We start from the raw sequence: 22,409 nt of genomic DNA on the forward strand, positions 1-22,409 counted from the left end.
CCCTGCTCGCTACCGGGATAGTGCTGGCGTCAGCCGCCGGCGGGCCGATTGCTCCGGCAAGCCGACCCGCACCGCCTGACCCCAGGGAGTCCCGCCACATGGCCGTGAAGACCCGCACCGCCACGGTCCTGGTCGTCGACGACGACGAGGGCGTCCGGGAGCTGATCGCCTTCCTGCTGCAGCGGGCCGGCTACCGGGCCGTCACCGCGACCGACGGCCCGGAAGCATTGCGGATCTTCACTGATACCCGGCCCGACCTGGTCATCCTGGACATGGTGATGCCGGGCCTGGACGGCGTCAGCGTCTGCGAGCGGATCCGCGCTGATGCTGCGACCGCCGCGATGCCGGTGGTCATGATGAGCGGGCGGGCGACGAAGACGGAGATCGCGTCGGCCTTCGCTTCGGGCGCCGTCGAATACCTCGACAAGCCGGTCCACCCGGGCGAACTGATCTCACTGCTGCGCATGCTGCTGCCCGATCGCTGAAAAGGTCTCTGCCCGGCAAGTAGTCCCTCGGCGCCAACTCCCGCGCACTGAAACGGCTGAAATGCCCGGCTGGCTCTTAGTACTGCTACGGGGGTTCGTAGCTTCCGAGCGTGCTGAGTCGTTTGCGGTAGTGGGAGTTGCGGGCTCGCTGCAGGCAGCGGCGGCGGAAGTTGGACCAGGCCAGTATGTGTGCGGCGGGGTGCTGGACAGCCAGGACGAGAGCGGCGAACAGGCGTCTGATCTCGTTGACGGTCAGCGGGATCAGGCCGTCCTCGTCATCGTCGGCGGGTGTTTGCTGGCGGCGTTCTCGGTGGTGCGGGTGACGATGAGGAACGCGGCGGCGGCCATGGCCAGGGTGATGTGGGCATACCAGCCGTCGTAGCGGCGGGCCTGGTACTGGTCCAGGCCGACCTCGTTCTTGGTGGTCTGGAAGCCCTCCTCGACCGCCCACCGTGAGCCCGCCGTGCGAACGAGAGTCCGTAGCCGGGTACCGCGCGGGCCGAAGCACACGTAGTAGGCCAGCTCGCCGGTGTTGATGTTGCGGCGGGCGAGAACCCAGCCGCGGCGGCCGTGCGGGAACTCAGCACGGATCGGGGTGGACACCCAGTCGTAGACCCGCGGCCCATGGGCGCCGTCGCCGCAGGAGATCCGCCGCCATGCCCCGGCCCGGATTCGGCTGATGAGGGCGTCGACGCGGGTGGTGGTGTGCAGTCCGGCAGGCACCTCATGATCTTTGCGGGTGGCCATCACGTAGTGGATGTCTTGTTCTTCGCACCAGTCGCGCAGACCCCGGTTCTGGCCGTAGGCCTCGTCGGCGGTGAACCAGGCGAACGGCGTCCCGGCGTCGACGGCGCGTTCCAGCATGGTTTTCGCCTGCTGTGGTTTGGTCGCGAACGCGACCTCGTCGCCGATGTTCGCCTTGCGGCACCGGTCTCGGTCGTCGGTCCACGATGCCGGCAGATACAGCTCCCGGTCGATCAACGCCTGCCCGGCCGGGGCGTGATAGGCGAGGAAAACCCCGATCTGGCAGTTGTCGACCTTGCCGGTGGTCCCGGTGTACTGCCGTTGGACCCCGGCGGAGTGTTTGCCCTTCTTGATGAACCCGGTCTCGTCAGCGACCAGCACTCCACCCGGATCGCCGAGCTCCGCGACGATCCGGGCCCGGACAGCGTCACGGACCGCGTCCCGGTCGAAACACGGGCTGCACAGCAGCGCTTGCATCGAGTCCGGGGTGGCATCACCGGCATGCTCGGCGAGGGTCCAGCTGTTACGCCGTTCGATCGGAGCCATCAATCCGCGCAAGTACTTCCGTGCCTGCCAGCGGGTCTCCACCCGGCCGAAATGGTGCGAGAACTCCAGGAAGAACTCCTGGAACGCCTCATCCCAACCCTGAACCTGCTCAACCGTCACCACGTCCGGCAAACGATCCAGAACTACTCGAAGTAGTGATCCGCCGTAGCAGTATTAGGGTCGTTTCCGGGTCCCGCAGGCAGCCGTGGGAGCCAGCCGCGTTGCTCGGCTGGCGCTGAGGGTCGTTTCCCGGTCCTGTAGGCAGCCGTGGGAGCCAGCCGGGTTCGAGTCAGGCGGCGTTGCCGGGATCTGGTGCGGCGTGGATAGCATCGGCGGGCATGACGGCCGGTGGGTGGTTCACCAGGGAGCGGTTCGGCAGCCCTCGGCGGAACCTCGGCGCCTTCGTGGTGTTCTGCGGGCTGGTTCTCTTCGCCGTCGCCGGCCTCGTTGCGGGGGTCCTCTTCGTGATGGCCAGTGACGCCTGCGGATCCGGTGACCCGCAGCTGATCTGTTCGACGACCGGGCAGAACCTGGCCGCCGGCCTCCCGATGGGCGCCGCCTTGCTCGGGGTTCTCGTCGGGGGCGCCGGGTTGTTCGTGGGCCGGCCGCTGCGTACCCCGCTCCTGGTCGCCGGATTTATGATCGTCATTCTGGGGATCGTGGCCGGTGGGCTGGTCGCCGCAACCGGCCGTTAATTGCATTGCGCCTGATCGAGGCGGCGCATAGGTTCAACTCAACTGATCCAGCAAGCAGTGGAGGGAGTGGCCGGTCATGTCGTTCTACCCGTCTTATGAGCCCGGCCGGTGGCGCTGCTAGCAGGTTCAGCTAGCGATTTTCGCGCCGCCCTTCCGGATCGGAACGGGCGGCTTTTCTGTATCTCGACGCGGGTATTGGCGCAGCTTGGCAGCGCGCTCGGCTTGGGACCGAGAGGCCGCAGGTTCGAATCCTGCATACCCGACGAACACATCTGGATGGGCCAGCCGAGGGCAGGCGACGGCCGCGGTCTCGAAAACCGTTGGGGAGAAATCCCGTGTCGGTTCGATCCCGACCCCATCCGCCAGCGGAGTAGAGGAGTTCGGTCGTCCTCGCGGGTCTCATAAACCCGAAATCGCCGGTTCGAATCCGGCCTCCGCCACTGCGTAACCGGCCGGCGAAATGTAGGCGCCCAGCGGACCGTACAGTCACCCACCAAATCGTGTAGTGACAGAGCGCCAAGGCTTTTGACCAGCACCGGGTCAGCAGCCGCTACACGGTTCGGTGGGTGATCAAGGTGCCGCGACGAGCCGAGGCATTCGTATAGCGCCCTGGTCATCGCGGTGGCGTCCTATACGGTCCGCTGGGTGCCTACACGAAAAGCCAGGCCGAAGCCAGGCGAGAAAGGCGAGAGCCTGGCACCACGCGAGTGCGCCGACGCGGGAGAGTCGGGACCGGCTGTAAACCGGTTGCTTCGCTGAGGGGGTTCGAATCCCTCCACTCGCACGTCAATCACCTTTGACGTTGACCAGCTGCCGCAGGGTGTGGCGGATCGTGACCAGGTCGGCGGCATCGCGCATGACCACGTCGATCGGTTTGTACGCCTGCGGGATCTCGTCCAGGAAGGCGTCGGTGTCGCGGAATTCGATGCCCTTCATCGCCTCACGCAACTGTTCCCGGGTGAACGTCTTGCGGGCCCGGGAGCGGGAGTAGGCGCGGCCGGCGCCGTGCGGTGCGGAGTTCAGCGCGGTCGCGTTGCCCTTGCCGACCACCACGTACGAGGCGTCGCCCATCGAACCGGGGATCAGGCCCGGCACGCCGGCGGCGGCGTTGATGGCGCCCTTGCGGGACAGCCACACCTGCTTGCCGTAGTGGGTCTCCTGCTCGGTGTAGTTGTGGTGGCACTGCACCCGTTCCAGCTCCTCGACCGGCGCGCCGACGAAATCGGCGAAGCAGGCGATCACCCGGTCCATCATCTCGTCGCGATTGGCGAGCGCGAAGCTCTGCGCCCAGCGCAGCTCGTGCAGGTACGCCGCGAACTCGTCGGTGCCCTCGGTCAGATAGGCCAGGTCGCGGTCCGGCAGGCTGATCCCGTCCCGAAGCATGATCTCCTGGGCGACCCGGATGTGATGGCCGGCGATCTTGTTGCCGACACCGCGCGAGCCGGAGTGCAGGAAGAGCCACACCGTGCCGTTCTCGTCGTGGCACACCTCGATGAAGTGGTTGCCGCTGCCCAGGGTGCCGAGCTGGAGCTGCCAGTTCTTCGCGTACCGGCCGGGGTCGAAGCCGGCCGACTCGCTCAGCCGGCCGACCCGGGCGCGGGCCGAGTCGGTGAGCCGGGTGTTGTAGGCGCCCGCCGACAGCGGCACCGCCTTCTCGATCGCGAGGCGCAGCGGGCCGAGGTTCGGCGGCAGGTCGTCGCGGTGATAGCGGGTGCGTACGGCCGCCATGCCGCAGCCGATGTCGACGCCGACGGCAGCCGGGATGAGCGCGCCGAGCGTCGGGATGACCGAGCCGACCGTGGCGCCTTTGCCCAGGTGGGCGTCCGGCATCAGGGCGATGTGCGGATGGATGAACGGCAGCCGGGACGCCTTCTCCGCCTGCCGCAGGGTGTCGTCCTCGATGAGACTGGCCCAGTTGACCAGGCGGTCGTTGACCCGTTGCATACTCTGATCCTTCCATTGGGGAGGCACATCGGCGCCGGTAACCGGTTTCACGGTGGCCTTCGATGGGTACGCGTGCCGCGCGTCGATCAAGAAGGAAAGAGGGCAGGTCCATGTCGTTCGACTGCACCATCGAGCGCAACGGCGACACCATCGTCGTCATCCCGGAGGGCGACGTGGACATCGACAACGCCGCCGTGCTCCGTCAGGTACTCCAGCAGGTCCTCGACCGCCGCGACTGCGCCCACCTGGAGGTGGACATGAGTTCGGTGACGTTCCTGGACTCGTCGGGGCTGGGCATGCTGGTGGCGGCCCGCCGTGCCGCGCAGGCCCAGGGCGCCACGTTGCGACTGAGTTCTCCCGGGCCCGTCGTGCGGATGGTCCTGGAGGTGACGAACCTGCACGACGGGTTCGTGAAAGAGGACGCTTGACCCTCGACCCGGTCGAGGCGGCAGCCTGATCGGCATGATCGAACTCGACACGGTGACCACCGTCCTGCGCGCCGCCTGGGGCGCCGACACCTGCGACCCGCACGACCTGCCGGACTGGCGGCCGGACAACCCGGCCCGCGGCCAGTGCGGGGTGACCGCTCTGGTCGTGCACGACCTGTTCGGTGGGGAACTGGTGCTGGGGGAGGTGCACGTCGACGGCGTCCGGACCGGGTACCACTACTGGAACCGGCTGCCCGGCGGGCGCGAGGTCGACCTCACCGCCGGCCAGTTCCGCCCGGACGAGGTGATCACCGGGGGCGCGGTTCAGCAGCGGCCGCCGGGCACACCCCGGCGTTGCCGCGATCAGTACGAGCTACTACGCGCCCGGGTTCTCGCGGACCCTCAGATCCAGCCGTGCTTGCGGGCGATCCGCGCCGCCTCGTGACGGTTGGCCGCGCCGACCTTGCCGGCCGCTGAGGAGAGGTAGTTGCGCACGGTCCCCGGCGAGAGCGACGCCCGCCGGGCGATCTCGTCGACCGGAGCACCCTCCGCCGCGAGCTGCAACACGTCCGCCTCGCGTGCGGTGAGCGGGCTGTCACCGGCGCTGATCGCCTCGGCGGCCAGTTGCGGGTCGACGTACCGGCCGCCGCCGTGCACCGTCCGCACCACCATGGCCAGGTCGTCGGCGGAGACGGTTTTCGGCAGGAAGCCGCGTACGCCGGCGGCGAGCGCCTGCTTCAGGTGCCCGGGCCGGCCGTGACTGGTGACGATCATCGTGCGGCAGTCCGGCACCTCGTCGCGCAGCCGGGCCGCGACCGCGACGCCGTCCAGGTCCGGCATCTGCAGGTCGACGACGGCGACGTCCGGGCGCAGGGCACGGGCGGCGGCGATCGCCTCGGCGCCGGTGGCGGCCTGCCCGACCACGACGAGGTCCTCCTCCAGGGCCAGCAGGGCTGCGAGCGCGCCGCGGATCAGGTGCTCGTCGTCCGCGAGCAGAATGCGAATCACTGAACCTTTTTCAACGTGGCCAGGGCCGTGCGGCCCGGCGCCACTCGATGACCCGGATGTCTCCGGCCCGACGCCAGGTTGAGAAAGGTTCACTGGTGGGCCACCTCGGGTCGGTCGGCGGTGGCCGGGAGGCGTACCTCGACCCGGAACCTGTCGGGCTGTTCCCGGTCGGCGGTGACCGTGCCGCCGAGGTCGGCGATGCGCTCGGTGAGGCCGGTCAGGCCGTTGCCGTGGCGGATCCGTCCGCCGCTCGCGCCGTCGTTCGTCATGATCAGGGACACCGTACCGTCCGCGGCCCGGTCGAGCTCGATCGTGCACTCGCGGGCCTCGCTGTGCCGCAGCACGTTGGTGGTGGCCTCGCGGACCGCCCAGCCGAACGCGGTCTGGGTGCGCGGGCCGAGCCCGACGGCGTCGCCGATCACCCGGCAGGTGATGCCGGCCGCGGCGAGCAGGGAGCGGGCGCCGGCCAGCTCCTCGTCGAGCTGGGCGGTCCGCAGCCCGGAGACCACGGCACGCAACTCGGCGAGGGAGTCCTGGGCGATCCGGCGTACCTCCAGCATCTCCTCGACGGCCTCGGGCCGGCCGCGTTCGCCGAGCTTGGCGGCGAGCTCCGCCTTCAGGGCGACCACCGACAGGGCGCGCCCGGCGACGTCGTGCAGATCCCGGGCGAAGCGCAGCCGTTCCTCGGCCACCGCCAGATTGGCCTTGACGTGCTGCGCGTCGTCGAGCTGCCACACCATGTCGAGCATCCACACTGTGGTGCGGCAGGTGAAGATCGCCACGGCCACGACGAGGAACAGGCCGAGCTGCGGGAAGAACTCGTGCCAGTCCCGCAGGATCGCCGGGCCGGCGGCCAGCAGCCAGCCGATCAACGTCGCCGAAACCACCGTCGTCATCGACACGATCGGGGTGATCGCGGCCAGGAACGACGTCATGACGACGACCACCACGAAGGCGTAGTCGGCATCGTTGTCGGCGTACGCCGGCCAGCCGGAGGCGATGGTGAGCACGCTCAGCGCGACGACGACGATGATCAGCCGGGTGGGCCGGGGACGGCGGCCCAGGTGGTGGTCGATCGCGGCGCTCAGGAGCATCGCCCCCGCGATCGCCTGGGCGGTCGCGAGGCCGGCGGAGACCAGCGCGAGCGCGCCGAGTTCCGTGTCGTGCGCGGCGAGTTCCCCGCCGAGCGCGCCACCGACCGCGAGCGGGACCGCCGCATAGAGCACGTACATCGAGCTGCGCAGGTACCAGTCCACCCGGGCGGCCCGGCTCCGACTCGACAACATCGCTGAATGCCTCTCTGACGATTTCGCGCTCGATCATGCGAGGGTCGAGGCTAGCGCCGCGGCTCCCAGCGGAACCGCCGCCGGACCGCCAGCACACCGATGACGATCCATGCCACCAGGATCGCTGCCGGCACCAGCGCCTCGTTCAGCACCCCGGTGAAATCGGCCGGCGCGGCCTCACCCGTGGTGCCCAGCCAGCCCAGGCGCATCAGGTCGACGACCGGGGTGAGCGGGAGCGCCCGCAGCACCGCGACCACCACGGCCGGCGCGTCGTCCAGCGCCGAGTAGATCATCGAGCCGATCAGGCAGGCCAGCATCACCGGCAACGTCGTCACCTGCGCCGACTCCGTGGTCCGGGTGAACCCGGTGGACATCGCGGCGAGCAGCACGAACACGATCACGCCGCCGAGGGCGCCGGCCACCAACAGGAAGACATTGACGGGTACGGGCAGCCCGAACAGGAACGCCCCGGCAACGACGAACACCACCATCTGGGCGAGCGCGACCACGACCATCGGGGTGGCGATGCCGGTCAGGATCTCGTTGTCGGACAGCTCGCCGGCCCGCAGCCGCTTCAGCACCAGCTCCTCGCGCCGCGACACATAGGTGGTGACCAGGTTGTAGTAGACCGCGGCGAGCAGCACGTACCCGAGCAGCGAGGTGACGGCCATCGCGGCCGCGGACACCCCGCTCTCGTCCACGCCGGCGCCGGACATCGCCGCGGCCAGGATCAGCGGGATGGCGAGCGCGCTGAACAGGGCGCTGCGGTTACGGCCGAACAGCCGCAGCTCGGCGGTGCTGACCGAACGGAACCGGTTGAGGCGGATCGTGCTCATGCCCGTACTCCCAAGGGGTTGTCGTGATCGGCGACCGCGAGGAACGCTTCCTCGAGCGAGGCCGGCCTGGCCTCCAGGCCGGCCAGCTCGATCTCGTGCCGGCGTGCCCAGGTCAGCAGCTCGGTGAGGGTGTCCTGCAGGGCGTCGGTGCGGATGGTCAGCGGGCGGCCCGGCTCGGCCGCGTCCTCCTGCGGGCGGGCGCCGGGCAGCTGCGGCAACGCGTCCGGGCTCAGGTCGAACGGCAGCCGGAAGCTGATCCGCGCCGGATGGCCGGCGACGATCTCGGTGGGCGTGCCGGCTGCCACCACGACGCCCTCGTGCATGATCGCCAGCCGGTCGGCGAGCTCCTGCGCCTCCTGCAGGTAGTGCGTGGTGAGCAGCACGGTCACGCCGTCGGCGAGCAGGTTGCGGATCATCCGCCAGGCGTTGCGGCGGCTCTCCGGGTCCAGGCCGGTGGTCGGCTCGTCCAGCAACAGCACCGCGGGCCGGCCGAGCACGGCCAGCGCGAGGTCGAGACGGCGGCGTTCGCCACCGGAGAGCTGCCTCACGCGTACGCCCGCGCGGTTGCTCAGATCGACCAGCTCGAGGGCCTCGGCGGCCGGGCGCGGGTTGCTGAGCGTGCCGGCCCACATGGCCGCCGTCTCCGCGACCGTCAGGTCGGGCGGGAAACCGCCCTCCTGCAGCATGATGCCCAGCCGGGGCCGAACCGCCGGCCGCTCCCGGTGCGGGTCGTGGCCGAGCACCCGGACCTCGCCGGCGTGCGGCCGGCTGAACCCGGCGACGAGTTCCATCGTGGAGGTCTTCCCGGCGCCGTTCGTGCCGAGCAGGGCGAAAAGCTCACCGCGCCGCACGTCGAAGGAGACGCCGCGCACCGCCTCGAACCCATCGGCCCCACCGTAGCGGCGCCGCACCTCGCTGACCTCCACGGCCGCTGATGTCGCTGTCGATGTCATGCATTGAGCATGTTCGACGCAACGCCCACCCGGCAGTGCCGTCACACACCGGTTGTCATGCGTGATCGCACGGCCCGGCCATGACAAATGTCAGCTGCCGCCGGAGGTGCCGCTGACGGTGGTGCCTACGACGCCGGTCTTGATGGTCCCGTTGGGGATCGGGCCGGCCGCGGGAAGTTTGAAGGCGCGGCGGCCGTCCGCGTCGGAGGCGGGGAAGTAGTCGCCGCCGTCCAGGTAGTCGCCGGGAGTGAGGGTCCGCGGGTAGGTGGGGGAGTGCCAGAGATAGTAGTAGCCCCAGCCGTCGTCTTCGGCGCAGTTGTACTCCTCGACGATCTCGCCTTCCTCGTCGGCGCAGTAGAAGACCTCTTCGGCGACCGGCGGCACAGTCGCCGGTTTCGCCCGGTTGGCCGGCGCGGAAGAGGCCGGCGCGGAAGAGGCCGGCGCGGAGGGGGCCGGTGCGGTCGAGGCCGGCGCGGTTGTGCTGGGCACGATCATCGGCTCGGCCACGGCGGGCTCGTAGTTGTAGTCCGGCGACTCCCACTCCTGCGCGGGGTCGGCGGTGTCGCAGGCGGCGGCACCGCCCGCGGCCAGGGCGAGGAAGGCGGCGGTCAGGACGACGCTGCGGGAACTGACGCGACGGCTTCTCACCCGCGGCGCCCGATGATCGGCTTCACGGGCGGCAGCGTAATTCATCGATGCCAGGTCAGATGGCCTGGCCGGAGATGAACGGGAGCCAACCCCCGTACCAGCCGGAGAGCAGGGCCAGGCCGCCCAGGACGACGATCAGCTCGCTGTTCTTCGCGCGGGCCAGCACGATCGCCGGGACCAGCAGGACCGGGAACGCGGGCAGCAGGTGGCGGCCCATCATCGACATGTGGGCGTGCGAGCCGGTCGCCAGGATCAGCGTCACCAGGGCGTAGACGGTCAGCGGCCACGGGCCGCGGCGGGCCAGCAGTAGGAGCAGGATGATGAACAGGCCCAGGATCAGGACGGACAGGATCCGGATCGGCTTGGTGGCGTTGTCGTCACCCGTACCCATCATGATGTCCTTGATGACCTCCCAGGTGGACTCGCCGTAGTCCCACCAGGCGCCGAACGTGTTGCTGTGGGTCTCGAAGTATTTCGAGACGCCGCCGAGCCTGCTGGAGGCATACGCGATGTAGCCGAGCAGGCCGGCCGGCGCGAGCAGCATCGCGGCATACGGCCGCCAGCCGCCGCGGCGGCGGCCGGCGGCGATCAAAGCGGCCAGGCCGACGGTGCCGATCAGGGCGGCGGCGGTGGGCCGGCTGAGTCCGCTCAGTCCGGCGAGCAGACCGGCCAGCACCCAGCGTTCTTTCAGTACGGCGTACAGCGCCCAGGCCGCCAGCGCGGTGAACAGCGACTCGGAGAATGCGCCGTTCTGTGTCATGGCGGCCGGGGCGAGCGCCCAGACCGCGGCGAACATGACCCCGACCCGGTGGCTGTGCACGTGGCGGCCGATCGCGTACAGGGCCCAGGCGGCGGCGACCGCGGAGATGAAGGAGACGATCAGGCACGCCGTGACGCCGGAGAAGCCGAGGTACGTCAGCGGCCGGGCCAGCCACGGGTAGAGCGGGAAGAACATCAGGCGCAGCTGGTACGGCACACCGTCGGCGTCGACCGCGCCGAGCGGACCGCCGAGGCCCTGCTCGGCGATCTTCGAATACCACTTGGCGTCCCAGGAGACCAGCGCGTCCATGGCCGAGGTGAAGCTGCGCCACTGGTTGTTGATGGTGCCGTCCGGATAGACGTTCTTGCCCGGCGCCCGGACGTGCGCGTGCGCCGCCAGCACGGCCATGACCTGCAGGCTGATCGTGCGCAGCAGCAGGTACAGGCCGATTGCCGGGGCCGCCTGGCGGGCCGCGACACGGAGCCGGGAGAACCGTCCGTCGTGCTGGTCCGGGGTCTCCGGCGCCGCTTCGTTCGTGGGTGTGAGGGCGACGCGGGACAACGGAATCCCCTTTTGCAGAACAGGTGCTGGCTGCGGCACGCTACCGCATCGCGCCCGCCCCGCGCGCGGTCGTCGCCGCCAGGTCGCCGAGTCGTTCGATGGCCGCGGACACCTCGTCGTCGAGCGCGGTCAGCGTGCCGGCCTGTTCGGCGGTCATCGTCTGGGCGTGCGCGGTCGTCGCATCGATGTCGTTGATCGCCGCGGTCATCGCCGCCATGATCGCCACGACCGCCTCGATGTGCTCGTTGAGTTCGCCCAGGGTGGCGGTGATCGTCTCGGTGGACTCGGCGGTGGTCGAGGCGAGGGTCTTCACCTCGTCGGCGACCACGGCGAAGCCGACTCCGGCGGCGCCGGCCCGGGCCGCCTCGATGGTGGCGTTGAGGGCGAGCAGGTTGGTCTGCTTGGCGAGCCCGCCGATGAACCGGGCCACCTCGTCGACCTTGCGCAGGCTGGTGTGGAGTGTGCCGACCGCCTCACCGGCCGCGGAGTTGCTGGAGAGCAGGCGGCCGGCTGCTGCGCGTACGTCCTCGACCTGCTTCTCGATGCGTGCTGCCGCCGCGCCGACCGTGCCGGCCCGCTCGGAGACCCCGCCCAGTTGGTCGCTCACCATGCTGGACGTGCTGCTGACCAGCTCCTGTGCGGCCGTCTGGGCGGCCTGCTGGGCCGCGCTCTGTTCCTCGTGCGCCCGCCGCAGCTCCTCCTGGCGCTGCTCCTGTTCGGTGCGCAGCAGTTCCTCGTTCCGGCTGATCTTGTCGAGCATCGAGTCGACGGCCTTGCCGAGGGCCGCGATGTCGTCCGTGCCGGTGGCGTTGATCCGCAGGGTGTGGTCACCGGACGCGATGATCTGCTCGGTGGTGTGCCGCAGCGGCCGGACCCGGTTGCGCAGCGCCCGCCGGGTGGACCAGCGCATCAGCAGGACCAGCAGGATCGTGGCGGCCGCCATCAGGGCGAACAGGCGCTGCGCGGTGCTGGTCGCGGCCTGGTACATCGGGCGCGGCTGGACCGCCTCCAGGGTGAGCGTCGAGCCGTCGACCGTTTCGATGCCGGCGTCCACCGCGATCCGGTCGTCGCCGAGCACCGCGGTGTGCACGTCGACGGTGCCGACCAGGCTGGTCAGGGCGGGCTGGGCGCTCGCGCCGGGACGGATCGCGCCGACCGAGGTGATGCTCAGACCGAGGTCGGCGCCGAGTCCGCCGAGCCGCTCGGCGGAGAGTTGCTTGAGCAGGACCAGGCCGCCGGACGGCTCGCCCTCGCCGCTGCTGGGGAACGCGCCGAGCCCGCAGAACAGGTATCCGCCGCCGGCCGAGAGCACGCCGCAGACCGCCGTGCCGGCCGGCGCGCCCGCGTCGAACAGGCGCTTGAGCAGGGCCGGATCGGCCAGCTCGGCGGGCGGCGCGGTGAACTCGTCGGCGCCGGTGGTCAGGCCGCCGACGCGCAGCGTCCCGTCCGGGCCGACACCGAGGATGCCGTCCAGGTCGTTCGCCTCGTGCTGGGTCGCCGGTGGGAAGTCCTCGGCGAAGGCCTCCCGGTCGCTGCGGGCCACGTCGAGGTGGGTGTCGTCCCAGATGCTGTTTGTCACGCCGAACGCGGTCAGCAGGCGGGCCTGCCCGTCCAGCCCGATCCGGATCCGGTCGGCGTCCTGCGCCACCTGCCGGGCTTCCAGGTCGTCGAACGCGCCGGTGGCCACCTGCCGCAGCAGCAGGAACCCGAGAGCGCAGGCGACGAGGGCACCGATGATCGGCCAGATTCGCCGTATTGCCAGTCGCATATGGGTGAGATCGGCGGTGCCGGCATGTGTCTGAGTTCTACCGGTGTGGCGTGGCTGACAGCGCGGCGTAATACTTGCCCCGTGGCAACTACCGCGGTCCTCGACCGCCTCCGGCTGGGCGACCACGCCTGCGTGCTGGTCGACGACGATGCCGGTCGGCTGGACAGCCTGGCCGCCTACATCGGCGCCGGGCTGCGCGAGGACGACCGCATCCTCTACTTCGGCCCGGCGCCCGGCGAGCTGACCACCGGTCTCGCCGCGCGGGGCCTGGACGTGCGGCCTGCCCTCGACCGCGGGCAGTTGCGGATGGCGACGCCCGAGGAGTCGTACCTGTCCGGCGGCTCCTTCGACCCGGAGGCGACGATGGCCGGCTGGCGGGCCGAGTCCGCGCAGGCCCGGGCCGACGGCTTCCGGGGGCTGCGGGCGATCGGCGACATGTCCTGGGCGGCCCGGCCGGTGCCCGGCGCCGAGCGGCTGCCCTGGTACGAGGCGCACGTGAACCGGGTCTTCGCCGACGGCGACGCGATGGCGATCTGCCTGTACGACCGGCGGGTGTTCACCGAGACCGCCCTGCAGCGGATCTGCTGGTCGCACCCCGCCACCGTGGACCGCGACACCGCTCCGTCGGCCGAACCGGCCCTGCGGGCGGTCCGGACCATCGACCCGCCGGGCCTGCGCCTGACCGGCGACGCCGACCTGTCGAACCGGCACGCGCTGCAGGCCGTCCTGGAGAACCTCTTCGAGGACACCCCGGATCCCGGCGGGCCGCTCACCGTGGACCTGTCCGGGTTGCGGTTCGCCGACTCCGCCGCGATGCGGATCCTGCTGCGCATCGCGGTGGCCGAGTCGCACCGGCTGCGGGTGGTCGGCTGCTCCGCGACGATGCAGCGGCTGCTGGCCTTCAACGGCGCCGGGGCGGTGGCCGGGCTGACCGTGGAGCCGACAGCATGAGCTCAGCAGTCTTCGACCACCCCGGCCTGCTGTACCACGATCTCGGTGAGTACCTGCGCGGCACGACCTCGTTCGTCCGCGCCGCGGTCGCCGCCGGTGACGCCGTGCTGGTGGCGGTGCCCGGCGCCAACCTCGGGCCGTTGCGCGACAGCCTGGCCGACCTGGCCGCCGAGGTCTCCTTCGCCGACATGACCGTGGCCGGCCGGAATCCGGGCCGGATCATCCCCGGCGTGCTGCTGAAGTTCGCCGCGGCGCACGCCGGCCGCCGGGTGTCGATCATCGGCGAGCCGATCTGGCCGGGCCGTTCCGAGGTCGAGTACCCGGCCTGCGCCGCCCACGAGGCGCTGATCAACTCGGTGTTCGCCGGGCGGGACGCGGCGATCCTCTGCCCGTACGACGCCGCGCGCCTGGACCGGACCAGGCTGCACGACGCCTGGCGCACCCACCCGGTGATGATCGCCGGCGGCGGCCGCCGGCCCAGCCCCTGGTACGCCGACCCGCTCACCACCGCCGCCCGGTTCAACCGCCCGCTGCCCGAGGTGCCGCAGCGCGCCGCCGCCGTGTCCTTCGCCGAGGTGCGCGACCTGGCCCGGATCCGCCGGTTCGTCACCGAGCGCGCCGCCCGGGCCGGTCTGCCCGCCGAGCGGACCGACGATCTGGTGGCCGCGGTCAACGAGCTGGTGGAGAACACCATCCTGCACACCGCGGCCGGAGGCGTGGTCTCGTTCTGGGTCGAGGACGCCGTGGTCTGCCAGGTCGACGATCACGGTCACCTGTCCGACGTGCTGGCCGGGCGAGTGCCGCCGGACACACATACCGAGGGCGGTCGCGGGCTGCTGCTCGCCAATCTGCTCTGTGACCTGGTACGCATCCACACCCGCCCGGGCGGCACCAGCATCCGCCTGCAGATGGGACGCTGAGACCCCGAGCTATCCTGTGGCAGGTGAATTCTTCTCGGGGACGCGACGCTCCGGACAGCGTCGAGGTGCCCGCCACCCGGCGGCTCGTGGTGGCCGCCATCGTGATTCTCAGCGTCAGCTTCCTGCTCACCCTGACCTCCGCGGTCTGGGAGTGGGAGGACGTCGTCGTGACCGGCGAGTCCGTCGAGGCCGACGAGTGGCTCGCGGTGGCCGCGGCGTGCTGGCTGCCGCTGCTGGCGATCGTGCTGGTCCGGCTGATCGGGCTGTACCGGCGGTTGCGGCGGACCGCCGAGGCCGCGGTGGACGCGTTCCGCAACACCGTGGACAGCGTGCCCGGCTGGGTGTGGCAGACCGATGAGAATCTGCGGGTGACCTATTCCAGCGCGGCCGTCGAGGAGCTGCTGGGTTATGCGCCGGCCGCGATGGTGGGGCGGGATCTGGCGGAGCTGTTCGCGCCCGAGCCGGTGCGTTACGAGCACTTCGACGGCACCGCGCGGTACCTGCGCAGCAGTGTGACTCCGGTCCGGGATCAGCGGGGGCGAGTCACGGCGTACCACGGTTTCAGCACCGACGTCACCGCCGAGCGGGAGTGCCGGGAGCGGCGCGAGGCCGGCCGGGCCCGGATCGAGGCGGCCCTCAGCGACCCGGACGGGTTGCGCATCGTGTTCCAGCCGATCGTGGACGTCGGCACCGGGCAGCTGGTCGGGGTGGAGGCGCTGTCCCGGTTCACCGCGGAGCCGTACCGGGCGCCGGACGTGTGGTTCGACGAGGCCTGGGAGCTGGGTCTGGGGCCGGCGCTCGAGTTGCACGCCCTCGCTGCCGCCTGCCGCGCGCTGCCCGAGCTGCCGGACGGCGCCTACCTGTCGCTGAACGTGGCGCCGGCCACCATGCTCGACGACCGGTTCGCCGCGTTGCTCGACAGCCTGGGCCCGGACGCGGCGCGGGTGGTCGTCGAGGTCACCGAGCACGCCGTGGTCGACGACTACGCGGCGCTGGCCGAGGTGGTCCGGCAGATCCGGCCGGCCGGCTGCCGGCTCGCGGTCGACGACGCCGGCGCGGGGTACGCGTCGATGCAGCACATCCTGCGGCTGAGCCCGGACATCATCAAGCTGGACCGCGGCATCGTGGATCACGCCGACACCGACCCGGCTCGCCGGGCGCTGCTCACCGCGATGGCCACCTTCGCCGCGTCGCTCGGCATGACCGTGGTGGCCGAGGGCGTGGAACGGGCCGAAGAAGTGGCAGCCCTGACCGAGGCGGGTGTCCGCCTCGCTCAGGGCTACCACTTCGCGCGTCCCGACGAGGACCCCCGGGCCTGGGCGCCCGAGCTGGCGGCCGCGCCGCACTGACGCCTCAGGCCCGCAGCGCCGCGGTCGCCGGGCCGCGCACGGTCCGGCGGGCGGTCCCGACCATGGCCGCCGTGGTCAGGATCGCGGCCGCCGTCACGATCAGGGCGTACGCGCCGGGCGTCAGATCCGGCCAGAGGCTGCCGGCCCGCGCCGAACCGAACGGCAGGACGGTGAACAGCGCGGCCACTGTGCCGCCGAGCACCCCGGTCACGGTGACCAGCACGACCTCGAGGGACACCATCGCGGTGAGCTGCCCCCGGGTGGCGCCGGCCAGCCGGTGCTGAGCGAACTCGCGCCGCCGCCCCGCAGTCGCCGCGATCAGCATGTTGACCAGCATGACCGCCACGAACAGGGTGATCATGCCGACCACCACGTAGTTCAGCGTCTTGATGTCCTGCGCGTAGTCGGGCACGACCTGGCCGGCGGACGCGTCGTCCTCGATGCGCTGCATGTAGACGGTTCCGGTCGCGATCCCGGCGAACAGCAGCACCGGCATCACCGCCCCGGCCAGCTGCCGGATCCGTGAGTGCACGCCGAGGACGGCCAGTTCGCCGGCCACGCCGCCGAGCATGCGTACCGGTGGGCCCAGCACCGCGGTGACCAGCCGCAGCAGCTCGGGCGCCAGCAGCGCCAGCCCGATCGACGCCCAGATGCCGGCCTGGCCGGCGGTCTGCATGGCGTCCACGCCCTTGCCGTCCATCAACGTCGCGGTCAGGGTCGCGCAGTTCGCGCCGACCAGCAGGAAGAACCCGGCGGCGATGCGGCGCAGGCGCGGCCGGGCCGGTTTGGCGCCGGCCGGGGCCGCGGTACGCCGGGCCGTCGCGATCCCGGCGGCGATCGACCCGAGCAGCGTGACGCCGAAGCCCATGGCCAGCGCCACCGGGCCGAAGACGGCGTCGACCTGCTCCGCGACCTGGCCGGTGTTCTGCAGCAACTCGACCAGCGCGCCGCCGAGCAAGGCCCCGGCCGGCACCGCGACCGCCGACGCGACGACGGCGACCACCGCGGCCTCTCCGACGATCATGCGGCGCAGCTGCGGCCCGGTCGCGCCGACGCGGCGCAGCAGGGCGATCTGTTCGGCGCGCCGGCGGACCGCCAGGCTCAGCGTCGAGGTGACCGCGAACGCCACGATGATCAGGCACCAGCCGCCGGCCACGCCCGCGGTGGTGGTCAGGGATTCGCTGCTGGCCGCATCGGCGTCCGCGGCGGTGTCGATCAGCGACGCGAACGCCATCAGCAGCGTCGCGCCCAGGAACGCGGACAGGAAGGTGGCGATGAAACCGCCGGGACGGTGGCGCAGGTTGCGCAGCGCGACGGCGATCATGCGACCGCTCCGGACGGGCGGGTGGCGACCAGGTCACCGAGGTGGGCGAGGCGTTCGGCCACGGCGTCCGCGGTGGGCGCGCTGAGCGCGCCGGCCAGGCGGCCGTCGGCGAGGAAGAGCACGGAGTCCGCGTACGCCGCCGCGACCGGATCATGCGTGACCATGACCACGGTACGCCCGTGCTCGTGCACCGCCGCCCGCAGCAGGTGCAGCACCTCCCGGGCGCTGCGCAGGTCCAGCGCGCCGGTCGGCTCGTCGGCGAAGACCACTGCCGGCTCGGTGACCAGCGCACGGGCCACCGCGACCCGCTGCCGCTGCCCGCCGGAGAGCCGCTCCGGGTGCTCGTGCAGCCGGTCGCCCAGACCCAGGCCGGTGAGCACCTCCCGGGCCCGTCGGCGGTCCGCCCGGCGCCCGGCCAGCCGCTGGGGGAGCAGCACGTTCTGCTCGACGGTGAGGGAGGGGAGCAGGTTGTAGTCCTGGAAGACGAAGCCGACCCGGTCGCGCCGGAACTTCGTCATCGCGGTGTCGGTGGTGGCGGTCAGCTCGGTGCCGCCGATGAACACCCGCCCGCCGGTGGGGCGGTCCAGCCCGGCGGCGCAGTGCAGCAGGGTGCTCTTGCCGGATCCGGAGGGTCCCATCACCGCGGTGAAGCTGCCCGCGGCGAAGGAGGCGGTGACGCCATCCAGGGCGGTCACTCCGCCGTCGTAGGTCTTGTACAGCGTTTCCAATCGCACGGCCTCATTCATGAGTACACCGTACGAGCGCACTACACTTGGTGTCGGTAGGGCTAGCACCCCCATTGGTCGTAGTGCACTAGGCTCAGCGCACTAGTGCAGCCAGGAGGTCGTCATGGAGCAGCCGGCACACCGGCGGATCGCTGCGGAGATCGCCGACCGGATCGTCTCCGGCGAGCTGGCGCCGGGCGACCGGATCCCGTCGACCCGGCAGATCGTGGCGGACCACGGCGTCGCCATGGCCACCGCGTCGAAGGTCATCGCCGCTCTGCGGGAGCAGGGCCTGGTCCAGGCCGTTCCCGGCTCCGGCACGGTGGTCAGCCACGGCGCCGGCTCGGCCCCGGCCACGCCGGACCGGGAACGGGTGGTGCTGGCAGCCGTGCAGATCGCCGACGCCGAGGGACTGCCCGGCCTCTCCATGCGCCGGCTCGCCGGGTCACTGGGCATTCCGACGATGTCGCTCTACCGGCACGTGGCGGACAAGGAGGAACTGGTCCTGCTGATGATGGACCGGGTCATGGCCGAACACCCGCCACCGCTGCTGGTGCCCGCGGTGCACGGCTGGCGGGCCTGCCTGGAGGGGCTCGCCCGGTTGCAGTGGTCGATGTACCGGCGGCACACCTGGCTCGCCGAGGCCATCTCGTTCACCCGGCCGATGCTGGCCCCGCACGCGATGGCGCACACCGAATACATGATGTGGGCCCTCGACGGGCACGGGCTCGACCCGAGCACCCAGTTCACGGCTGCGGTGATGGTCGCGAACTACGTACGCGGCACGGCGGTCAACCTGGAGGGCGAGGCCCAGGCCGAGCAGGAGTCGGGGCTGAGCGAGGCCGAGTGGCTGGAGAGTCAGCAGGCCCGGCTCGCGGCCGTGCTGGCCTCCGGCGAGCTGCCGATGATCGCCCGCTTCATCGCCTCCGGCGACCACTCGTTCGACCTGGACACGCTGCTGGAGTTCGGCCTGCAGCGCCTCCTGGACGGGCTGGAGCCGCTGCTCAGGCAGCCGGGGCGGACAGGCGCGTCACCAGTCCGGTGATGTCGTCGGCGGGCATCGGCCGGGCGAAGTGGAAGCCCTGCGCCCACCGGTAGCCGAGCCGTTCCAGCCGTTCGGCCTGCTCCGGCGTCTCCACACCCTCCGCCACGATCTCCAGCCCGGCGGCGCCGGCCAGCGCGAAGACGGCGGCCGGCATGTTCAGGCCGGGACGTCCGGCGTCGTCCTGGACGAACGAGCGGTCGAGTTTCAGCTGGTCGACGGCGAGCTCGTGGAGCAGGGTCAGGGTCGACTGGCCGGTGCCGAAGTCGTCGAGCGAGATGCGTACGCCGATCCCGCGCAGTTCCGCGAGCCGCCCGGCCGCCTCACCCAGCGCGACCGCCGTGCTCTCGGTGATCTCCAGGGTCAGCCGGTGCGCCGGCACTCCCGTGGCGGCCAGGATCTGCACCACCCGGTCCACGAACCCGGCGTCGGACAGCTGCCGGGCCGACACGTTCACGTTCATCATCGCCGGCGCGAGCGGGCCGAGCTCAGCGGTCCAGGCCGCGAGCTGCGCACAAGCGGTCCGCAGCACCCAGTCACCGAGCGGCACGATCAACCCGGTCCGCTCGGCCACCGGGATGAACTCGGCCGGCGGGATCACCCCGCGGTCCGGGTGCTGCCAGCGGACCAGCGCCTCCACGCCGTCCAGCCGGCTGCCGTCGAGCGCGACGATCGGCTGGTAGGCCAGGCGCAGCTGCCCGCCGGTGATGGCCTGGCGCAGCTGGGCGCCGAGCGCGGCGGTGTCGGCGACCGCCCCGGCCATGCCGCTGGTGTAGCTCTGCACGTCGCTGCCGCCGCCGTGCTTGGCGGCGTACATCGCGATGTCCGCCCGGCGCAGCAGCTCCCCGGCGTCGTCGCCGGCACCGCTGGTGGCCAGGCCGATGCTGGCCCGGACCAGCAGATCGTGCCCGTCGGCGATGACCGGCTCGGCCAGCGCGGCGATCATCCGCTGCGCCGACAGCTCTGCTTCCGCGGCGTCCAGGCCGGCGAGCAGCACGACGAACTCATCGCCGCCGAGCCGGGCCACCGTGTCCCCGGCCCGTACGCACCCGCTGAGCCGCTCGGCCACCGTGGTCAGCAGGACGTCCCCGGCGCCGTGACCCAGGGTGTCGTTCACCGTCTTGAAGTCGTCGAGGTCGATCAGGGCGACGCTGACCCGGCCGGGCAGGGCCGCGGCGAGCCGGTCGTTGAACAGCGCGCGGTTCGGCAGGCCGGTGAGCGGGTCGTGCGTCGAGCTGTGGTCCAGCCGGGCCACCAGTTCGGTGTTCTCCCGGAACGCGGTGATCTGCCGCCACACCACCAGCCCGGTCAGCGCGACCGCGGCGACGACCACGATCCGCTGGTCCTCGTGCGGCCACGCGACCGCCAGCAGCAGGGCGTCCACCGCGGCCACCGCCAGGTACGGGAAGACGCTGAACGACCGGCCGGCGCTCTGCCGGGAGGGGGCCCGGACTCCGCTGCGCCGCTGTGCCTCGGCCGCCGCCGTCGCGCAGATCATGACGAGCGGGATCGAGATCTGGGTGAGGCTCAGATGCGGCTGGTCGACGATGAACTGCTGGAGGAAGCCGCTCAGCACGCCGCCGAACATGCCGGCCGCGAACAGGTGCAGCGCGCGCGGCGCCAGGTAGGCCTGCCCGGCCAGCGCGACCTTGACGATCGCGAAGACGGTGACCAACTCCAGCACCAGGGTGAAACTGGCGGCGATCACCGAGGCGGCCTGGTAACCGGTGGCCTCGAGCATCGGCCGGGTCTGGAACTGCCACATGAAGACCGCCGCGGCCAGCAGCACGGTGCCCGCGTCGAGACCGATCCGGAGCAGTTCGCCCCGCCCGGAAACCCCCAGCGGAAGCCGGAACAGACCCCACAGCAGGGTGAGCACGGCGGCGCTGAAGACGGCGACGGTCGGTGCCGACATGTTCTGGGCCGCGGCGCCGGTGCCGAGGACGTCCCACGCGTTGAGGGCCGAACCGAGCCCGGCGAGGGCGGCGACCGTGGCCAGGTGCCGCCAGAACCTGCGGGTCGGCAGGGGGAACGACGGCGTACACGAGATGCGCAGCGCCACGACCACCGGAACGATCGTGGACAGCGGCCCGGCCAGCCACAACAGGAACAGCGGTCCCCGCAGTGCGGTCAGGTTGAGCGCGAAGACGAGCACCGCGAACAGGCCGAGACCGGTGGAGACCACCAGTGCGCTGCGGGAACTCTGCTTCGTCATCAGAGTCTCGATCGGCGTGCCGGCGAATGATCTGAGGTTCTCCCAGGGGTGAACCCCGACCACGGCCAGGGCGTTCCCGGATGTCCACACCCGACGGTAAGCGGTTGGCTCGACCTATGAGAAAAACTCTGATGATTACGGCAACCGTGCTGGCGGTGCTGGTCGCGCCGGCCGCGGCGGTCGCCGCACCGCGCGGCGGATACCAGCAGGGGCTGGACCGGGTGGCGGCGGCCGGCGCGGTCAGCGTGCTGGCGGAGATCCGCGGCGAACACGGCACCTGGCGCGGCACGAGCGGTGTCGCGGCGCTCGGCAGTACCCGGCCGGTCCCGGTCGACGGCCGGTTCCGGGCCGGCAGCATCACCAAGACCTTCCTGGCCACCGTCGTGCTGCAACTCGCCGCCGAGGGCCGGCTGCGCGTCGACGATCCGATCGAGAAGTGGCTGCCCGGCACGGTTCCCGGCGGCGACCGGATCAGCCTGCGGCAGCTGCTCAACCACACCAGCGGGGTGCCCGACGTGCTGCCCGTGCTGGCCAAGCCGCCGTCCCCGGAGTTCTTCGCCAACCGGTGGCGGACCTGGACCGCCACCGAACAGATCCGTCTGGCGCTGACCCAGCCGTTCACCGGGCCCCGGTACTCGAACACCGGCTACCTGCTGCTCGGCCAGGTGGTCGAGAAGGTGACCGGCCGCTCGCCCGGCGCCGAGATCGAGCGCCGGATCATCCGGCCGCTGCGCCTGCGCGGCACCTCGATGCCGGGGACCTCGCCGTGGATCCCCGGACCGCATCCGCGCGGCTATGTGCCGGGTCCGCAGGGTCTCGTCGACTTCACCGAGATGAACCCGTCACTGTTCGGCGCGGCCGGCGAACTCATCTCCACGACGAGCGACCTCCGCCGGTTCTTCGACGCGCTGCTCGGCGGGCGCCTGATGCCCGCTTTGCTCCCCGCTTCGCTCCCCGCTTCGCTCCCCGCTTTGCTTCCAGCTTCGCTTCCCGCTTCGCTGCTCACCGAGATGCGGCAGGGGCTCGGTCTGGCCACCCGTGTCACCACCTGCGGCATCGAGGTCTACGGCCACGACGGCGACGCCCTGACCTACCAGTCCTGGTCATACGGGACCGCGGACCGGCGCCGCCAGGTGACGGTGGCGCTCACGCCGAACTTCACCGCCGACCCGGACGACGCCGTCGATGCCTTCCTAGACGAGGTGTTCTGCCGCTAGCCCG

21 protein-coding genes and 4 tRNA genes are annotated in these 22,409 nt (G+C 71.4%); 13 read left to right on the forward strand and 12 right to left on the reverse strand.

Annotated features, from left to right (window positions below):
• The first annotated feature begins 98 nt into the window (after positions 1–98).
• On the forward strand, positions 99–485 hold the full coding sequence (locus tag OHA21_RS04750) for a response regulator (protein ID WP_328470527.1): 387 nt from the start codon (positions 99–101) through the stop codon (positions 483–485).
• 261 nt (positions 486–746) lie between these two features.
• On the opposite strand, the gene OHA21_RS04755 is transcribed toward OHA21_RS04750, so the two are convergent.
• Positions 747–1,895, reverse strand: coding sequence for an IS701 family transposase (locus OHA21_RS04755; RefSeq protein WP_442875155.1), 1,149 nt, complete (start codon positions 1,893–1,895; stop codon positions 747–749).
• Positions 1,896–2,113: 218 nt separating this feature from the next.
• Here OHA21_RS04755 and OHA21_RS04760 point away from each other — a divergent pair, with 218 nt between their 5' ends.
• The 5 genes from OHA21_RS04760 (at position 2,114) to OHA21_RS04780 (ending at position 3,254) form a co-directional block, all read left to right on the forward strand.
• On the forward strand, positions 2,114–2,470 hold the full coding sequence (locus OHA21_RS04760) for a hypothetical protein (protein ID WP_328470529.1): 357 nt from the start codon (positions 2,114–2,116) through the stop codon (positions 2,468–2,470).
• Positions 2,471–2,659: 189 nt separating this feature from the next.
• Positions 2,660–2,733: transfer RNA gene (locus OHA21_RS04765), tRNA-Pro, on the forward strand.
• An 11-nt stretch (positions 2,734–2,744) separates the two neighbouring features.
• Positions 2,745–2,835, forward strand: a tRNA-Ser gene (locus OHA21_RS04770).
• Positions 2,835–2,910 (forward strand) — tRNA-Met (locus tag OHA21_RS04775). Before OHA21_RS04770 ends, OHA21_RS04775 begins: the two co-directional genes overlap by 1 nt.
• A gap of 263 nt (positions 2,911–3,173) precedes the next feature.
• Positions 3,174–3,254: transfer RNA gene (locus OHA21_RS04780), tRNA-Tyr, on the forward strand.
• A 2-nt stretch (positions 3,255–3,256) separates the two neighbouring features.
• Here the strand turns inward: OHA21_RS04780 and OHA21_RS04785 are convergent.
• Positions 3,257–4,414 (reverse strand): RtcB family protein, encoded by a 1,158-nt coding sequence (locus OHA21_RS04785; RefSeq protein WP_328470531.1) that lies wholly within the window; start codon positions 4,412–4,414, stop codon positions 3,257–3,259.
• A 110-nt stretch (positions 4,415–4,524) separates the two neighbouring features.
• Between OHA21_RS04785 and OHA21_RS04790 the strand changes: the two genes are divergently transcribed.
• Together OHA21_RS04790 and OHA21_RS04795 are read left to right on the forward strand one after the other, a co-directional pair.
• The gene (locus OHA21_RS04790; protein ID WP_328470533.1) at positions 4,525–4,842 is read left to right on the forward strand and encodes an STAS domain-containing protein; all 318 of its coding nucleotides are present in this window, start codon (positions 4,525–4,527) and stop codon (positions 4,840–4,842) included.
• A 34-nt stretch (positions 4,843–4,876) separates the two neighbouring features.
• The gene (locus OHA21_RS04795; protein ID WP_328470535.1) at positions 4,877–5,287 is read left to right on the forward strand and encodes a YunG family protein; all 411 of its coding nucleotides are present in this window, start codon (positions 4,877–4,879) and stop codon (positions 5,285–5,287) included.
• Here the strand turns inward: OHA21_RS04795 and OHA21_RS04800 are convergent.
• The 7 genes from OHA21_RS04800 to OHA21_RS04830 all read right to left on the reverse strand — a co-directional run bounded on the left by OHA21_RS04800 (position 5,245) and on the right by OHA21_RS04830 (position 12,662).
• Positions 5,245–5,850: a response regulator transcription factor gene (locus OHA21_RS04800; RefSeq protein ID WP_328470537.1), complete on the reverse strand. Its 606-nt coding sequence runs from the start codon at positions 5,848–5,850 to the stop codon at positions 5,245–5,247. The genes OHA21_RS04795 and OHA21_RS04800 overlap by 43 nt on opposite strands.
• A gap of 89 nt (positions 5,851–5,939) precedes the next feature.
• Entirely contained in the window at positions 5,940–7,136 is a 1,197-nt protein-coding gene (locus tag OHA21_RS04805) for a sensor histidine kinase (protein ID WP_328470539.1), read from the reverse strand.
• A 50-nt stretch (positions 7,137–7,186) separates the two neighbouring features.
• Entirely contained in the window at positions 7,187–7,972 is a 786-nt protein-coding gene (locus tag OHA21_RS04810) for an ABC transporter permease (protein WP_328470541.1), read from the reverse strand.
• Entirely contained in the window at positions 7,969–8,925 is a 957-nt protein-coding gene (locus tag OHA21_RS04815; protein WP_328470543.1) for an ABC transporter ATP-binding protein, read from the reverse strand. The genes OHA21_RS04810 and OHA21_RS04815 overlap by 4 nt, the downstream gene beginning before the upstream one ends.
• A gap of 90 nt (positions 8,926–9,015) precedes the next feature.
• Positions 9,016–9,573, reverse strand: coding sequence for a hypothetical protein (locus OHA21_RS04820; RefSeq protein ID WP_328470545.1), 558 nt, complete (start codon positions 9,571–9,573; stop codon positions 9,016–9,018).
• A gap of 55 nt (positions 9,574–9,628) precedes the next feature.
• On the reverse strand, positions 9,629–10,894 hold the full coding sequence (locus OHA21_RS04825) for a glycosyltransferase family 39 protein (RefSeq protein ID WP_328470547.1): 1,266 nt from the start codon (positions 10,892–10,894) through the stop codon (positions 9,629–9,631).
• A gap of 40 nt (positions 10,895–10,934) precedes the next feature.
• Positions 10,935–12,662 carry a methyl-accepting chemotaxis protein gene (locus OHA21_RS04830; protein ID WP_328470549.1) on the reverse strand — a complete coding sequence of 576 codons (1,728 nt, stop codon included), beginning with the start codon at positions 12,660–12,662 and terminating at the stop codon, positions 10,935–10,937.
• A gap of 81 nt (positions 12,663–12,743) precedes the next feature.
• Here OHA21_RS04830 and OHA21_RS04835 point away from each other — a divergent pair, with 81 nt between their 5' ends.
• The 3 genes from OHA21_RS04835 to OHA21_RS04845 are packed head-to-tail and all read left to right on the forward strand — an operon-like array spanning position 12,744 to position 15,882.
• Complete coding sequence (locus OHA21_RS04835; protein WP_328470551.1) at positions 12,744–13,613, forward strand: MEDS domain-containing protein; 870 nt, start codon at positions 12,744–12,746, stop codon at positions 13,611–13,613.
• Positions 13,610–14,533: a sensor histidine kinase gene (locus tag OHA21_RS04840; RefSeq protein WP_328470553.1), complete on the forward strand. Its 924-nt coding sequence runs from the start codon at positions 13,610–13,612 to the stop codon at positions 14,531–14,533. The genes OHA21_RS04835 and OHA21_RS04840 overlap by 4 nt, the downstream gene beginning before the upstream one ends.
• 23 nt (positions 14,534–14,556) lie before the next feature.
• A complete protein-coding gene (locus tag OHA21_RS04845) occupies positions 14,557–15,882 on the forward strand; it encodes a sensor domain-containing phosphodiesterase (protein WP_328470555.1) in 1,326 nt (441 codons plus the stop codon).
• 4 nt (positions 15,883–15,886) lie between these two features.
• Here OHA21_RS04845 and OHA21_RS04850 read toward each other — a convergent pair whose 3' ends face one another.
• The gene (locus OHA21_RS04850; protein ID WP_328470557.1) at positions 15,887–17,206 is read right to left on the reverse strand and encodes an FtsX-like permease family protein; all 1,320 of its coding nucleotides are present in this window, start codon (positions 17,204–17,206) and stop codon (positions 15,887–15,889) included.
• Positions 17,203–17,952 (reverse strand): ABC transporter ATP-binding protein, encoded by a 750-nt coding sequence (locus tag OHA21_RS04855; RefSeq protein WP_328470559.1) that lies wholly within the window; start codon positions 17,950–17,952, stop codon positions 17,203–17,205. The genes OHA21_RS04850 and OHA21_RS04855 overlap by 4 nt, the downstream gene beginning before the upstream one ends.
• Positions 17,953–18,055: 103 nt before the next feature.
• Here OHA21_RS04855 and OHA21_RS04860 point away from each other — a divergent pair, with 103 nt between their 5' ends.
• Positions 18,056–18,976 (forward strand): TetR/AcrR family transcriptional regulator C-terminal domain-containing protein, encoded by a 921-nt coding sequence (locus OHA21_RS04860; RefSeq protein ID WP_328470561.1) that lies wholly within the window; start codon positions 18,056–18,058, stop codon positions 18,974–18,976.
• On the opposite strand, the gene OHA21_RS04865 is transcribed toward OHA21_RS04860, so the two are convergent.
• Positions 18,936–21,188 carry a putative bifunctional diguanylate cyclase/phosphodiesterase gene (locus OHA21_RS04865; protein WP_328470563.1) on the reverse strand — a complete coding sequence of 751 codons (2,253 nt, stop codon included), beginning with the start codon at positions 21,186–21,188 and terminating at the stop codon, positions 18,936–18,938. The two genes, OHA21_RS04860 and OHA21_RS04865, sit on opposite strands and share 41 nt — an antisense overlap.
• Before the next feature lie 131 nt (positions 21,189–21,319).
• Here OHA21_RS04865 and OHA21_RS04870 point away from each other — a divergent pair, with 131 nt between their 5' ends.
• Positions 21,320–22,405, forward strand: coding sequence for a serine hydrolase domain-containing protein (locus OHA21_RS04870; RefSeq protein ID WP_328470565.1), 1,086 nt, complete (start codon positions 21,320–21,322; stop codon positions 22,403–22,405).
• Positions 22,406–22,409: the final 4 nt, after the last annotated feature.

It is taken from the genome of Actinoplanes sp. NBC_00393, from assembly GCF_036053395.1.
GTDB lineage: Bacteria > Actinomycetota > Actinomycetes > Mycobacteriales > Micromonosporaceae > Actinoplanes.

What these genes read in the sequence shown, in the direction of transcription:
- OHA21_RS04785 (WP_328470531.1), bottom strand. Translation starts at nt 4,414, where the DNA reads ATGCAACGGGTCAACGACCGCCTGGTCAACTGGGCCAGTCTCATCGAG.
- OHA21_RS04850 (WP_328470557.1), bottom strand. Translation starts at nt 17,206, where the DNA reads ATGATCGCCGTCGCGCTGCGCAACCTGCGCCACCGTCCCGGCGGTTTC.
- OHA21_RS04750 (WP_328470527.1), top strand. Translation starts at nt 99, where the DNA reads ATGGCCGTGAAGACCCGCACCGCCACGGTCCTGGTCGTCGACGACGAC.
- OHA21_RS04855 (WP_328470559.1), bottom strand. Translation starts at nt 17,952, where the DNA reads ATGAATGAGGCCGTGCGATTGGAAACGCTGTACAAGACCTACGACGGC.
- OHA21_RS04795 (WP_328470535.1), top strand. Translation starts at nt 4,877, where the DNA reads ATGATCGAACTCGACACGGTGACCACCGTCCTGCGCGCCGCCTGGGGC.
- OHA21_RS04815 (WP_328470543.1), bottom strand. Translation starts at nt 8,925, where the DNA reads ATGACATCGACAGCGACATCAGCGGCCGTGGAGGTCAGCGAGGTGCGG.
- OHA21_RS04860 (WP_328470561.1), top strand. Translation starts at nt 18,056, where the DNA reads ATGGAGCAGCCGGCACACCGGCGGATCGCTGCGGAGATCGCCGACCGG.
- OHA21_RS04830 (WP_328470549.1), bottom strand. Translation starts at nt 12,662, where the DNA reads ATGCGACTGGCAATACGGCGAATCTGGCCGATCATCGGTGCCCTCGTC.
- OHA21_RS04870 (WP_328470565.1), top strand. Translation starts at nt 21,320, where the DNA reads ATGATTACGGCAACCGTGCTGGCGGTGCTGGTCGCGCCGGCCGCGGCG.
- OHA21_RS04810 (WP_328470541.1), bottom strand. Translation starts at nt 7,972, where the DNA reads ATGAGCACGATCCGCCTCAACCGGTTCCGTTCGGTCAGCACCGCCGAG.
- OHA21_RS04805 (WP_328470539.1), bottom strand. Translation starts at nt 7,136, where the DNA reads ATGTTGTCGAGTCGGAGCCGGGCCGCCCGGGTGGACTGGTACCTGCGC.
- OHA21_RS04840 (WP_328470553.1), top strand. Translation starts at nt 13,610, where the DNA reads ATGAGCTCAGCAGTCTTCGACCACCCCGGCCTGCTGTACCACGATCTC.
- OHA21_RS04865 (WP_328470563.1), bottom strand. Translation starts at nt 21,188, where the DNA reads ATGACGAAGCAGAGTTCCCGCAGCGCACTGGTGGTCTCCACCGGTCTC.
- OHA21_RS04790 (WP_328470533.1), top strand. Translation starts at nt 4,525, where the DNA reads ATGTCGTTCGACTGCACCATCGAGCGCAACGGCGACACCATCGTCGTC.
- OHA21_RS04760 (WP_328470529.1), top strand. Translation starts at nt 2,114, where the DNA reads ATGACGGCCGGTGGGTGGTTCACCAGGGAGCGGTTCGGCAGCCCTCGG.